The following is a 14,518-nucleotide window of genomic DNA, read 5'->3' as shown; positions in this document are numbered from 1 at the left end:
TCGCTTCCGGCTCACATCAATTCGCGCGTCCGGCTTTGGCAGCGAAGCGTACAGTAGCCATCTCGTCCAGATCGTTCTGTTCCCGGAGGAGCATCTCCTGCTGAAATTTGATTTTTGCCTTGTCTCTCGCTCCAAGCCATACTTTTTCGTCAATCATCTTACCGTTGAGAAATGTCTGATTCCGCTGCACATTGACCTGAGCATGTTTAACATCACTGCTTTTGCGTGAAATGCACTCGTCAAGGTGATGTACATAACGCTGCATTTCCTGCAGACTGTTCACAGACGCTGTATTTTCCGTAGCAGATTGGATAATGCCGACCAGATTACTTCTATCATTAAGAAGTTGTATCAGATGTTCTTCCTCCGTCTGAAGTTTGCCGATCGCTGTGGATAACATCCACTCTGCCTGTGTTTTTTCATTACTCTTCAGGTCAACAACTTTCTGGAAATGATATCGAAATTTCATCGTTTACCCATTCATCTCCTTGCAAATTCAAGAATCAAACGTTCCTGTACTTCACTTAAAGTGACTTTCTCGTCAACTTTCTGCTTGGTAAAGTTCCATATACTATCAATCTGGTCTATCGATTCATCTATGGCTGCATTTGATCCCCGCTGGTAAGCCCCAATATTGATCAAATCTTCTGATTCTTTGTACACAGCCATCAAACGTTTCATATTATTAACAGCTTCCAACTGCTCTTCCGGAGCAATATCCTTCATAACCCGACTTATGCTGGCTAGCACATCAATGGCTGGAAAATGACCTTTATTCGCAATGGATCGATTTAACACAATGTGTCCATCCAGAATACCTCTAACTGCATCCGCGATCGGTTCATTCATGTCATCCCCATCGACCAGAACGGTGTAAAAGGCTGTAATCGATCCCGTAGGTCCTGTACCCGCTCGTTCAAGCAGTTTGGGCAAACTTGCAAAAACCGATGGTGTATATCCTCTCATTGCCGGAGGTTCACCTACGGCCAGACCAACTTCCCTTTGTGCCATCGCATATCGAGTTACCGAATCCATCATGAGCATCACGTTCATTCCACGATCCCGGAAATACTCTGCAATCGTCGTCGCAATAACTGCTCCCTTGATCCGAATCAAGGCAGGCTGATCTGAAGTGGCAACAATGACTACGGAGCGTTCCAGTCCTTCCGGCCCCAGATCCCGTTCAATAAAGTCGCGCACCTCACGTCCACGCTCACCCACAAGTGCGATGACATTGACATCCGCTGCTGTATTGCGAGCGATCATGCCCATCAATGTACTCTTACCAACACCAGAACCGGCAAAAATACCTACACGCTGCCCCTTACCTACGGTCAGCAATCCATCGATAGCTCTTACACCAACACCCATCGTTTCAAGTACACGTGGACGATCCATTGGATTAACCGGAGTATTGGAGGTAGAGTACATCGGCATTCTTGATGGAAGGAGGGAGCCGTCCAGCGGTTGTCCAAGTCCGTCCAATACTTTACCGAGCAATTCGGATCCCACCTGAACACCGAGTGGTTTACCCGTACCTACTACATCGCAACCAGGGCCGATGGATTGAAGTTCACCCAGTGGCATAAGCAACACTTTGTTATCTCGAAACCCAACAACTTCGGCTTGAAGAGGCTTGGCCGACTTACCAGGATAGATGTAACATACGTCGCCGATACTTGCATCCGGCCCTTCTGACTCCACCATAAGACCAATGACCTGCGTAACTTTGCCGTTAATACGAACAGGATCGAATTGCCGCAAATGTTCCATATATCGCTGTGAACTAAGAACCTTCATGTTGATTTCTTCGCTCCTCATCCTCAAGTGCTATGCGGACCAGTTCTTTTTTTATCTCAGCAAGCTGTGTATCAATTCTCGCATCTACACTTCCGAACGAAGAACGAATGACACATCCTTTATCTTTGACGGTTGAATCAGGCAAAATCTGCAATTCTGCCTGAGAGTCGATGGACAGAGACAATTCTTCACGAGCTGCCTGTACAAATGCAAACTGATCAGGTGCCACACAAAGTGTGATTAACCCCTGCTCACGTTTACGTGACAAACTTTGACGAATCAGTTCCAATGTATGATCAGGTTCAATGGTAAGTTGCTTATCAATGACTTTCTCAGCGATCCCGCAAGCGAGATCCACAAGGAACGGTTCGGCTTCCTGAATGATCTGATCTTTAGCTACATAAGCTTCCTTGAGCACTTCCTGCGCTTCAATCATCATCTTATCGATCTGCACCTGGAGATCCAGTTCAGCTTGTACTTTGCCTTCTTCAAAACCCTGTTGGAAACCTTGTGAACGAAGCGCTTCAGTCAGATGTTCATCCTGTTGTCGTTGTTCCTGCCACCAGCTGTCGATCTGTTCACGGGCCTCTTGAAGCATGCGCTCTGCCTCTTCCGAAGCTTCACGTACTTGCTTTTCTGCAAACTCCTTGGCATCTTCCAGCATCTCTGCGGTAAGACGTTGTGTTTCTTCGTCCACGCGTGCTTGAAGCGTTTCTGCTTCAGAACTTTCAGCACGTTCACCGTATAATTCCGTTTCAGACTCTTCAGCGCCACCATAATGATGATGATTCTCAAGTTTTTTGTGGTCATCTACGGGTACATACTGGAAAGATTTAATCAAATTAGACAATGATATCATCTCCTCCACCGCGTGCGATAATGATCTCACCGGCTTCTTCCAATCTGCGTATCGTTCCTACAATGCGTGTCTGAGCTTCCTCAACATCACGCAATCGCACAGGCCCCATGAATTCCATCTCTTCTTTGAATGTTTCGGACATCCGCTTCGACATGTTCCGGAACACAGCATCCCGAACCTCTTCGCTTGCCACCTTGAGTGCAAGTTGCAGATCTGCGTTATCAATATCCCGAATAATACGCTGGATTGAACGATCATCCACATTGACGATATCTTCGAATACAAACATGCGTTTTTTGATTTCTTCTGCAAGCTCTGGATCCTGAATCTCAAGTGAGTCCAAAATGGTACGCTCTGTACCACGATCGACTCCATTCAGAATCTGAACGATCGATTCAATACCACCCGCATTGGTGTAATCCTGCGTTACAGTAGAAGATAACTTCTGTTCCAGAACCCGTTCCACTTGAGAGATAACTTCTGGCGAAGTACTATCCATAACCGCCACCCGACGAGCGACATCTGCCTGCTTCTCTTGTGGCAAGGATGACAGAATCGCTGCAGCCTGTTCGAACTGAAGATAAGACAGAACCAGTGCGATCGTTTGCGGACTTTCATTCTGAATAAAGTTCAAGATCTGATTTGGATCCGCTTTGCGTGCAAAGTCAAACGGTCTGACTTGCAGCGTAGCTGTCAAACGGTTAATGACTTCAAGTGCTTTTGAAGAGCCCAGAGCTTTCTCCAAGATTTCTCTCGCATAATTGATACCGCCCTGAGAGATATATTCCTGCGCCAGACAGATCTGGTGAAACTCGGCCATGATCATGTCCTTTTCGGAAGAATCAACCTTGCGAACGTTGGCAATCTCCAACGTAAGTTGCTCAATCTCCTCATCACGCAGATGTTTGAAGATCTGAGCCGATACTTCCGGACCTAATGTAATCAACAAAATTGCTGCTTTTTGTCTTCCAGTCAAACCTTGACTGCTTGCCTTCGCCAATGCGTTCACCTCTATTCGTCAGCCAGCCATGTACGCAGCAGATTGACGAATTCGTCTGGCTTTTTCTTGGCCAAACTCTCCAATTGTTTGCGCACCTGACTTTCGTTCGTTACACTGTCCAGCGTAATGGACGGGAACTCTGTTGCTATTGGAAGAGGAATCTCTTCTTCCTCGACTTCGTTTTGTTTGCGGCGACGGCGTACTAACAAAATAACAACCGCTGCGATCAATGCCGCTATGAGTGCGCCTCCGCCCCACATCATGGTTGGGGACAACTGGAAGCCTGTATTTGCTGTCGATGCAGCCTGGAACCCTTGTGACATGACTGAAACTTTTTTTGTAAGATCAGCGTCACTTATTACAGTACCCGAGTCTGCCAATGAAGCGCGAACAATGTTAACCAGAATGTTTTCAATCGCATCTTGAACCGGTCCCTGCAATTCTGTTTGTCCATCCGGTGGTTCAACTGCAACGTTAATGGTTAAATCTTTTACAGTATACGGACTGGAGATAATATCCTTGGCAATTCGATTAACATCGTAGTTAATAGTGCTTGATGATTCTTCTGAGGTGGAGTTACCTGTTGCATCAGATGATGGGTAACCTGGAACTTCCTCTTGTCCTGTGCCAGCAACACCACCTGTTGGGTTGCTCGCCCCGGTGTAGCTCTTTTGAATCTCCTGCACACTAATCTCGATGCCTTTCATATTCTCTACATCAACAGGTGTGACGAGATTTTCCTTACGTGTTTCTTTGTCAAAATTAAGCTTGGATGCTACCAAAACATTAACTTTGTCTTCGCCCACAATCTGGGAAAGAAATTGTTTTACGTTATTGCGGACATCGTTTTCAAACTTTTTCTGTAATGCCATGTTTTCTTGAACTTCGGAAGACAACCCGCCACTGCCACCTCGGGCAGTTGGAATCAATTCTGCTTCATCCGTGTTCGTAATTGTGATGTTCTCAATAGGCAGGTTAGGAATTGCAGTCTTAACCAAGTTAAAGTAGCCATCTACCGCTGCCTGATTTGGGTGATAACCCGGTTTAAACTGGAGAGCTACCGATGCTGATGCTTTGTCTTGTTCTTCTAAACCAGCAAAAATGTTATCTTTCGGCATATTAACGAGTACTTTAGCATCCTGTATCCCTTGCATCCGCTGAAGTAACTGTTCAACTTCTCCGTTTATAGCGTTGTTGTACTTTACATCAAACTCTTTATCCGTCATCCCGATCGGGGATGATGACTCCTCGAATGACTTATACCCTAATGAACCATTCTGAATAATTCCTTGTGATCCGACATTCACCTTTGCAATTGCAACACTTGTACTCGGTACGGATATGGTCTTGCCATCTGAACTTAATTTGTATGGAATACTGGATGAATCGAGATAACTGATAACGCCCGCTGAATCACTTGCATTCAAATCTGTAAAAGCAACTTCATATTCGGTCTTGGACAATTGCATCGTGAGCACAACTGCAGCCAAAATCAGAAACAGGAAGGTGGATATAAATAATACTTTTTGCTTTTTGCTAAAACTATTCCAATACTGGGATGCCTTATCCCTGTACTGGGCGATTCTCTCATTCACTCTGTCACCCCATCCGAAACTTTGCTTAGTCTGTCCTTACTCAACCCCAGCCGGTCCATAGGTTGACGATCAGGAGCAGCATCGCAGCTGCTTTGTTGTAATGATCAGCGCTATCATCGAAGCGCAAATAGGTTATTTTATAATTGCGTTCGCATAACTTCCTGATATGCTTCGACCACTTTGTTTCGGACTTGAGTTGTGAGTTGCAGGCTTAACAAGGCCTGTTCTGAAGCAATCAACACCTGATCCACATTCGCTTTGCCGACCAAAAACTGATTGGACATTTCATGCGATTGAGTCTCCTGTGCTGCGACGGACCCTAATGCATTCTGTAAGTATGTACCGAAGCTCTGAATGGTTTCGGCTGGTGTAGAAGGCTTGCTTTCGGTTGCGCTCTTCATCTGTAGCGGTTGTATACCCTGTGTGCTAAACATGTTGTTCTGAATCATTAATGTCCCTCCCCTTCATCCCTGGTTTATATATTTCTTATTTTTATTTCAAAGCAAATTATCTTCCAATCTCCAAAGCTTTGGAGATCATCGCTTTGGTTGAATTCAATGCTGTTACGTTTGCTTCATAGGAACGCGAGGCAGAGATCATGTCGACCATTTCTTTCGCGATATCCACATTAGGCATAAATACATATCCTTCTGCGTTGGCATCTGGATGAGTAGGGTCATACACAGGCTTCAATGGTGACTGATCCTCGCGAATCTCGGTTACTCTGACACCGTCTCCTGAGCCGCTACCTCTCATCTGATTTTGAAGCATCGTACCGAATGATGTTTTATTCGGCTCTAGTACGACCATTTTACGTTTGTAAGGAACCGCTTCACCATTGGATACGCTCGCGCGCGTTGTCTCTGCGTTGGCAATGTTGGAAGATATAACGTCCATCCGCAACCGTTGGGCTGTAAGTGCTGAGCTACTAATACTAAAGCTATTACTAATGTTCAATTTAAGTTATCTCCCTTCCACGCCAACACGCATCATTTTGATTTGTTCGTTCACTTGCTGAATATAAGCGTTATAACGCAACTGATTCTCCGCCAGAAGACTCATTTCTCTGTCGATATCGACATTATTCTGGTTGTTATTCATGGACGTTGACTGGTCCATATTAACTACTGGCGTTGGTATGGAAGAGGAAGGACCTATGACAAAATGCCTTGCATCAGTTACTTTACCTTTAAGAACAGGCATATCTCCATTCATTTGCCCTTGCAACATTTCTTCAAAAGAAACGTCCGAGCGCTTGAAATACGGGGTATCGGCATTCGCGATGTTGTCAGCAAGCGTTCCTTGTCTGATATTGGACGCATCGAGTGCACCTTGCAATCTTCTAAAGCTGATATCGTTTAAAAGATTCACAATCCCCCTCCTCTCTTTAGAAGTTATGGAAAATGATTGAATCTTTTCCCTTGAAAACACTTATGTTTTTTCGACAAAAACATTCGTCTTTACACGGTTTTCTAGGACTTAAGTAGAATTAACTCTGATGTTGTCGTATAACATAAGTTTCTTCGAGTTTGGGATATATTACAATAAGAAAAAAGCCCTATCTTTTCTGAAAGACAGGGCTTTTTGTGTATTTTCTGCAAATTATGAATTTTTTCGTAAATGTTCAGGCCCAAAACAAAACTCTGTTAATACTCTCCTTTATTGTTCTTAACATTTTTAAAAATAAAAAAAACTTCCGAGTCTAAACATGAGTGTATAAAGCCCGTAATTATGTATATTTCCGAATATTTCATCGTTGATAATATTAGAATTTTTTGCCGTTATACTAAGGGTTTATGGACCATATGGTAGGTATGCATACAAAGCTGTATATTAATCAATTGACAAGCTACCTTTCAAGGATTAAGAAAACTTGCCTTTTCCACACAACACTTTCTTAACAATTGAGTGGGGTCTGTACATTTTAATTTCAAGAAAATAATTAGTGACTTAACACTTTTCTATAATTTATCTTTTTGCGCATTTACGCAAGATTTACCAATCTATCGACTAAACCGATAACCAGACTTGGAATAAGGAAAATTCTTTTAATGGTAATCACTGGATATTAAAACAAGACACAACTACTACTCCGATAGGTTTTAACTCCTTCTACATGCGGCACAAGTCCTAGGTTTGTCGATTCGTTTACCCTCCACACATCTTTTATCGGTTGTATCATCGGAATCCATTAGATGGAAACAAAAATAAACGATATGCCTCCAGTATGAGTCCTTGTGCTTCGCTAAAGGATTGTTAACCTTTGTTGACTCACATGTTCTCTACTCTCGTGCATACCGTTTAGTTATAACATCATTTTAACAATTCCATTCTTAGAACCATGTTACAGGATATACTGACTCAAATCACGATCCATCGCAATATCATTCAATTTCTCCCGGACATACTCCGGAGTAATCACCATACGTTCCAGTGTAAGCTCAGGTGCCTCAAAGGATAAATCCTCCAAAAGCTTTTCAAGAATCGTATGCAAACGACGAGCACCTATATTCTCTGTATTTTGATTCACGGATTCGGCCAATTTGGCAATCTCGCGAATGGCCTCATCCGAGAACTCAATCTCAATATTCTCGGTGCGCAGCAGATCAACATACTGCTTGGTCAGTGCATTTTGCGGTTCAGTCAGAATGGATACAAACTCCTCCAGTGTCAGACTGCTTAGTTCCACACGAATTGGGAAGCGTCCTTGAAGCTCGGGAATCAGATCTGAGGGCTTGGCGACGTGGAATGCACCTGCTGCCATAAACAAAATATAGTCCGTTTTGACAGGGCCATATTTCGTCATCACCGTAGAACCTTCGACAATAGGCAGAATGTCCCGTTGAACGCCTTCTCGGGATACATCGGGTCCGCTACCGCGTCCTTGACTGGCAACCTTGTCAATTTCATCAATGAATATGATACCTGTCTGCTCCGCCCGGCGAATAGATTCCTGGGTAACATCATCCATGTCAATCAATTTCCCTGCTTCTTCCTGGGTCAACACTTTGCGTGCTTCTTTAATAGCAAGCTTACGTTTTTTCGTACGACGAGGCAACAGGCTGCCAAACATCTCCTGCATGTTCATGCCCATCTGATCATTGCCTTGACCAGCAAACATATCCATCATGTTAGGTGCAGTGTCTTCGACATCAATTTCAATGATGTCATCCTCCAACTTGCCAGATAACAGATCAAACTTGATCTTGCGTCGACGCTCCGCAACTCCTGTATCGGGTTCCGGATCATCCTGTTCCTGAGCATTGTTCCCATTATTACCAAAGATCATCTCGAAAGGATTGCGCTGATTCTTGGACTTGGACTGTGAAGGCGCCAAAATATGTACAATTCGTTCATTGGCAGCTTCTTCAGCTTTGTCCTTCACTTTTTCAGTCCGCTCCAGCTTCACCATCCGCAGTGATGTCTCAATCAGATCTCGCACCATCGATTCAACGTCACGACCGACATAACCTACTTCAGTGAACTTGGTAGCTTCGACTTTCACAAATGGTGCACCTACCAGTTTAGCGAGGCGACGGGCGATTTCCGTTTTACCCACACCGGTAGGTCCAATCATCAGGATATTTTTAGGTACAATGTCGTCCTGAGTATGCTCAGGCAAAAGGCTACGCCGATAACGATTACGAAGGGCTACAGCTACCGATTTTTTCGCTTTCTTTTGACCTACAATATACTTGTCAAGCTCTGCAACAATCTGTCTCGGTGTTAGCGCTTGAGTATTCATATTGCTTCCCTCCTACCAGTATGTTGAATTAATTTTACCTAACAAGGACAAAGAATCCCCTAGACGTCCTGGAGCAGATTACAGAATCATGCTCCACTACGGGAGATTTCTTTGGCTTATAACTCTTCTACAATAATATTACTGTTGGTATATACACATAGCTCCGAGGCAATCTGAAGTGATTCACGTGCAATGTCTTTCGCCTCCAGATTCACAGCATGACGTTTTAACGCACGCGCAGCAGATAAGGCAAAGTTCCCACCTGATCCGATAGCAATAACGTCATCATCCGGTTCAATAATCTCTCCGCCGCCTGAAATGAGCAACATACCCGATGTGTCCATCACAATCAACAGTGCCTCAAGCTTACGCAAGATCCGATCCTGACGCCAATCCTTGGCAAGCTCCACAGCAGCACGTTGTAAGTTACCATGGTGCTCCTCCAGTTTACCTTCGAATTTCTCAAACAAGGTGATCGCATCCGCCACAGAACCAGCAAAGCCAGCCACAACCTGTCCACGGTACAAACGTCTTACCTTCTTGGCTGTATTTTTCATCACAACACTTTGCCCCATGGTCACCTGACCATCTCCGGCGATTGCTGCCTTACCATTATGACGAACAGCACAGATCGTTGTAGCATGAAATGACATATCCATGATATCAGCCTCCTCCCACGAATAATTTATACGCGTTCTGGAACAGTTAGACCTTCTGCCGCAGCAAAACTAGTGATGCCATCCAGTGCACGCTGTGCAAGAGCTTCATTTTTTTCTTTTTTGTTACGGATTTTTGTTTCAAGCTTCGGCAACAAACCAAAGTTTGCGTTCATTGGTTGGAAGTGCTTGAAGTCAGCAGTTGTAATATACTGAGCCATACTGCCAAGTGTTGTTTCTACCGGCAATACCACCAGTTCCTGCCCAAGCGCTGCTTTGGCTGCATTCATGCCGGCAATAAGCCCAGATGCAGCAGATTCCACATATCCTTCCACACCCGTCATCTGACCTGCAAAGAACAGGTTTGGACGCTCTTTAAACTGATACGTCGGAAGAAGAAGTTTAGGAGAATTAATAAATGTATTACGGTGCATTACACCATAACGGACAAACTCAGCATTTTCAAGTCCCGGGATAAGGGAAAAGACACGTTTTTGTTCTCCCCATTTCAGATGCGTCTGGAAGCCCACCAGGTTATACAGGGTTCCCGCTGCATTGTCCTGTCTAAGCTGAACAACTGCATGTGGCAGCTCTCCTGTATGCGGGTTAACCAGACCTACCGGTTTCATGGGACCAAACAGAGCCGTCTGTTTTCCGCGTTTCATCATCACTTCGATTGGCATACAACCTTCAAAGTAGATTTCTTTCTCAAACTCTTTCAATTGAGCGACTTCAGCAGTAATAAGAGCTTCATAGAAGACATCAAACTCTTCTTCTGTCATCGGACAGTTCAGATATGCCGCTTCACCCTTATCATACCGGGAAGCCAGATATACTTTGTTCATATCAATGGAATCTTTTTCGATAATCGGAGCAGCTGCATCATAGAAGTAGAAATACTCTTCTCCCATTAGTGCCTTGATTTGCTCAGACAATGCGGGTGATGTCAGCGGCCCGGTTGCAACAACAACGATGCCATCTTCCGGCAGAGACGTTAGTTCCTCATTCACCACTTCGATGAGCGGATGCTGGTGCAACGTGGATGTAATCTCACCTGAAAATCCATCCCGGTCCACAGCAAGCGCCCCGCCTGCGGGAACTGCATGTTTGTCTGCTGCTGACAATACAAGAGAATTGAGCATTCTCATTTCTTCTTTTAACACACCCACTGCATTTGTCAATCCATTCGCACGGAGCGAGTTGCTACATACCAGCTCTGCAAATTTATCTGTATGATGAGCTGGCGTTTTCACAACAGGTCTCATCTCGTATAATTTTACGCGTACGCCGCGACTTGCAATCTGCCAGGCCGCTTCTGTTCCTGCCAGCCCGGCACCAATAACGGTTACTTGTTGTTCATTCGTCAAAATCATTTACCCCCATAAAGCAATTTCATAATTCACTATAATTGATTCACATATATACTAATCTGCTGATTCGTCATCCGGTTCATCCACCGGCTCCTGATGATCACATGAAGTACACTGCAATCGTGCTCCCTTTTTGTTCCGCTTTTCAATCATTAACGATCCGCAACTTGGACATGGTTTGGCTGAAGGTCTATCCCATGAGACAAAATCACATTCAGGATACTTGTCACAACCGTAAAAAATGCGTCCCTTTTTGCTACGACGCTCAACAACATGACCTTCCTTACATTTCGGACAAGTTACGCCGATGTCCTTGATAATCGGTTTGGTATTCCGGCAATCAGGGAAGCCAGAGCACGCGAGAAACTTGCCAAAACGTCCGAGTTTATAAACTAGCGGTTTGCCGCACTTCTCACAGATCTCATCCGATACTTCATCTTCAATCTCGATTTCTTTCATTTCTTCTTCCGCAAACTCAAGCCGTTTCTCAAAAGATTCGTAGAATTCTGCGAGTACTTTGACCCAATCCTCCGAACCTTCTTCCACATGGTCCAGATCACCTTCCATGTTTGCGGTAAATTCAACATTCAGAATTTCCGGGAAGAACTCTTCCATCTGTTCAATGACCAGTTCACCCAGTTCGGTCGGCATGAATTTCTTTTCCTCTATCGCAACATATCCGCGCTTCTGAATGGTCTCCAGCGTTGGCGCATATGTACTCGGACGCCCTATACCCAACTCCTCAAGCGTCTTAACCAACCTTGCCTCCGTATATCGCGGTGGCGGTTGTGTAAAATGCTGTTTTGGCTCTATCTCCTGTTTCTCAAGCACATCTCCACTTTTCAACGGAGGCAGCAGACGATCTTCATCGGTTGTGCCATCGTCGTTTCCTTCAACATATACCTTCATGAAACCTTGGAAACGCACTTTAGAACCTGCTGCACGGAAAATCGTGTCCCCCGCAGCAATATCTACAGAGAGTGTATCCAGGATAGCTGAAGACATCTGACTTGCTACAAAACGTTCCCACACCAGTTTATACAACCGGAACTGATCGCGACTCATGAATGACTTGATTGAATCGGGATCACGCAGAATGGAAGTTGGGCGTATCGCTTCATGCGCATCCTGAGCATTCGCTGCTTTTTTGGAATAATTTCGTGGTGTTTCTGGTGCAAATGCTTCCCCATACTTCCCAACGATATATTCTTTGGCTTCTTCTTGTGCAGATGCCGCAATTCGTGTGGAGTCCGTACGCATATACGTGATGAGACCTACTGTGCCTTCTTTTCCAAGGTCTACACCTTCATATAGTTGTTGGGCAACCGACATCGTCTTGGAAGCTCTGAAATTCAATTTACGAGCCGCTTCCTGTTGCAAAGAACTCGTCGTAAAAGGGGCGGAAGGGTTACGGCTCCGTTCTTTCTCTTTCACTTCCTTAATCGTAAAGTCTGCACCTTCGATCTGTTTCAAGATCGCTTGCACTTCCGCTTCACTAGCCAGCTCTGTTTTGGCCCCGTTCAATTTATGAAACTTGGCTTCAAACGGATTGCCATCTGCTGTCAGTTTGGCGGTAATGCTCCAATATTCTTCCGGCTCAAAATCATCAATTTCATTTTCACGATCTAGAATGATTTTCACAGCTACGGACTGAACCCGGCCGGCAGACAAACCTTTTTTAACTTTTTTCCATAATAATGGACTGATTTTATATCCAACAAGCCGATCCAGAATACGTCTTGCCTGCTGCGCGTTAACCAGATCCATATTGATTTTCCGCGGCGTTTTGAACGCATCTTTGACCGCCTGTTTAGTAATTTCATTAAATACTACCCGGCAATCTGCCGTTTCGTCCAATTCAAGAGCATGGGCCAAATGCCATGCAATAGCCTCGCCTTCGCGATCCGGGTCAGCTGCGAGATACACTTTTTTCACTTTCTTTCGTGCATCCTTCAGTTCTTTCAAAATTGAACCTTTGCCGCGGATCGTAATATATTTCGGATTAAAATCATTCTCCACCTCAACGCCGATCTGACTCTTTGGCAAATCGCGAACATGTCCCATCGAAGCTTTCACGATGAACTTGCTGCCTAAATATTTGCCTATCGTCTTCGCCTTTGAGGGCGACTCCACGATTACGAGTGCATCCGCCATAGGTTCATCCTCCTCTCAGTCATGAAACTGTCATGTAACTGTTTCTGTATGCTTATGCATAGTTTAACTTCAGCTAATTATATATTTCCACACGCTACATAGGTTGCAGCATCGTCAGACCCTCGCATATTTGGTGCCTGGTAATTGGCTAATCTGCTTTTTTATGATTAAAGATAACAGAACTGAATGCAAATGTCCAAAATCCCAACCTAGCTGTTCAACCAGTTGATCCAGTGATTGCTCCTCCTGTTCCAACAGATAAATCACACGTTGTTCATCTGGAGAGAGCTTAACCTCAGCGAATATCCCTTGCCCAGAAGGCTCGGTTGTTTCGGTCGAACGTCCTCTATTGTAAGGAAGTTGATCTGCATTTGGCAAGCCCAAACGATACTCTTCCAATATATCTGCTGCACAAGTGACCAATTTGGCTCCTTGACGGATTAGATTGTGTGCCCCCCGACTCTTCGGTGATGTAATGGGTCCAGGCACTGCGAATACGTCCCTGCCTGATTCAAGCGCAGCATCTGCTGTGATGAGTGAACCACTGCGAATGTCGGCCTCAACAACCAATGTTCCCAGCGTCAGGCCGGCAATGATTCGATTCCGTTCCGGAAATAACCCCTGGCGTGCTCTCGTACCTGGAGGATATTCCGACAAAAGCAGACCCGTCTCCGCGATTCGCTCGGCGAGGCTTGTATTTTCGGGCGGGTATATATGATCAATCCCTGTTCCGAATACGGCAATCGTTTTTCCTTTGGCACGTAATACGGATTCATGACATACACTATCAATACCGCGGGCAAGCCCACTTACAATCGTCAGTCCCGCAGTGCATAATTGTTCTGCCAGCTTCTCACCAACTTTGCGTCCATACACGGTCGGCATACGAGTACCCACCATCGCAATTGAAGGGGCGTGTAACAAACTAATATCTCCCCGACCGTACATTACCCAAGGTGGCTGAACGGTTTCCTTCATTAATATGGGATAATTCTGATCCAGATAAGTAATAACCTCTATCCCCTGATTGTAAACGTGTTCTCTTTTAGACTCAATCCAGTTATGGTTAAATCGACTAGCCAGACGGGCAGCCTGATCTTTGCGCAAACCTGCCGCAGTCCAGTCACCTTCCTCATAATTCAAGAGATCCGACAATTGATGTTGTCCTTGAACTAGTTTCGAGATTGTTTTCTTGCCTACACCTTCCATCTCATGCAACCCAAACAAGATCCATCGTTCTTCCATACCATAAACCTCCCAGAGCGGGAAGAGAATCTTCCCTCATATTGTGTGTTATGTAGTCACGGATTGCAAGCGTTTACGAAGATGAGAAGTAACT

13 protein-coding genes are annotated in these 14,518 nt (G+C 44.9%); all 13 read right to left on the bottom strand.

All coding sequences use genetic code 11. The features are described from left to right. Nucleotides 1-16: 16 nt before the first annotated feature. Nucleotides 17-469, bottom strand: coding sequence for a flagellar export protein FliJ (fliJ, locus tag ACE3K2_RS07145; RefSeq protein WP_421888527.1), 453 nt, complete (start codon nt 467-469; stop codon nt 17-19). 11 nt (nt 470-480) lie between these two features. Next, a complete protein-coding gene (fliI, locus tag ACE3K2_RS07140; protein WP_036609365.1) occupies nt 481-1,800 on the bottom strand; it encodes a flagellar protein export ATPase FliI in 1,320 nt (439 codons plus the stop codon). After that, nucleotides 1,787-2,650 carry a FliH/SctL family protein gene (locus ACE3K2_RS07135; RefSeq protein WP_421888525.1) on the bottom strand — a complete coding sequence of 288 codons (864 nt, stop codon included), beginning with the start codon at nt 2,648-2,650 and terminating at the stop codon, nt 1,787-1,789. The genes fliI and ACE3K2_RS07135 overlap by 14 nt, the downstream gene beginning before the upstream one ends. Further along, complete coding sequence (fliG, locus tag ACE3K2_RS07130; RefSeq protein ID WP_047842476.1) at nt 2,643-3,659, bottom strand: flagellar motor switch protein FliG; 1,017 nt, start codon at nt 3,657-3,659, stop codon at nt 2,643-2,645. Before fliG ends, ACE3K2_RS07135 begins: the two co-directional genes overlap by 8 nt. A gap of 11 nt (nt 3,660-3,670) precedes the next feature. After that, complete coding sequence (fliF, locus tag ACE3K2_RS07125; RefSeq protein WP_421888522.1) at nt 3,671-5,254, bottom strand: flagellar basal-body MS-ring/collar protein FliF; 1,584 nt, start codon at nt 5,252-5,254, stop codon at nt 3,671-3,673. A gap of 137 nt (nt 5,255-5,391) precedes the next feature. Then, a complete protein-coding gene (fliE, locus tag ACE3K2_RS07120; protein ID WP_421888520.1) occupies nt 5,392-5,703 on the bottom strand; it encodes a flagellar hook-basal body complex protein FliE in 312 nt (103 codons plus the stop codon). A 58-nt stretch (nt 5,704-5,761) separates the two neighbouring features. Next, on the bottom strand, nt 5,762-6,211 hold the full coding sequence (gene flgC / locus ACE3K2_RS07115; protein WP_253433759.1) for a flagellar basal body rod protein FlgC: 450 nt from the start codon (nt 6,209-6,211) through the stop codon (nt 5,762-5,764). 6 nt (nt 6,212-6,217) lie between these two features. After that, nucleotides 6,218-6,625, bottom strand: coding sequence for a flagellar basal body rod protein FlgB (flgB, locus tag ACE3K2_RS07110; protein WP_421888518.1), 408 nt, complete (start codon nt 6,623-6,625; stop codon nt 6,218-6,220). A gap of 973 nt (nt 6,626-7,598) precedes the next feature. Then, a complete protein-coding gene (hslU, locus tag ACE3K2_RS07105) occupies nt 7,599-8,999 on the bottom strand; it encodes an ATP-dependent protease ATPase subunit HslU (RefSeq protein ID WP_421888516.1) in 1,401 nt (466 codons plus the stop codon). A gap of 116 nt (nt 9,000-9,115) precedes the next feature. Continuing rightward, entirely contained in the window at nt 9,116-9,658 is a 543-nt protein-coding gene (hslV, locus tag ACE3K2_RS07100; RefSeq protein WP_339302990.1) for an ATP-dependent protease subunit HslV, read from the bottom strand. Between the two features lie 26 nt (nt 9,659-9,684). Further along, nucleotides 9,685-11,028: an FADH(2)-oxidizing methylenetetrahydrofolate--tRNA-(uracil(54)-C(5))-methyltransferase TrmFO gene (trmFO, locus tag ACE3K2_RS07095; RefSeq protein WP_370511405.1), complete on the bottom strand. Its 1,344-nt coding sequence runs from the start codon at nt 11,026-11,028 to the stop codon at nt 9,685-9,687. Between the two features lie 51 nt (nt 11,029-11,079). Further along, the gene (gene topA / locus ACE3K2_RS07090; RefSeq protein ID WP_421888514.1) at nt 11,080-13,179 is read right to left on the bottom strand and encodes a type I DNA topoisomerase; all 2,100 of its coding nucleotides are present in this window, start codon (nt 13,177-13,179) and stop codon (nt 11,080-11,082) included. A gap of 114 nt (nt 13,180-13,293) precedes the next feature. After that, complete coding sequence (gene dprA / locus ACE3K2_RS07085) at nt 13,294-14,424, bottom strand: DNA-processing protein DprA (protein ID WP_421888512.1); 1,131 nt, start codon at nt 14,422-14,424, stop codon at nt 13,294-13,296. Nucleotides 14,425-14,518: the final 94 nt, after the last annotated feature.

The sequence above is a fragment of the Paenibacillus sp. genome (assembly GCF_048976745.1).
Classification (GTDB): Bacteria; Bacillota; Bacilli; order Paenibacillales; family Paenibacillaceae; genus Paenibacillus.
Note: the sequence above shows the minus strand (reverse complement) of the source record. Positions and strands in the feature narration are given on the sequence as shown.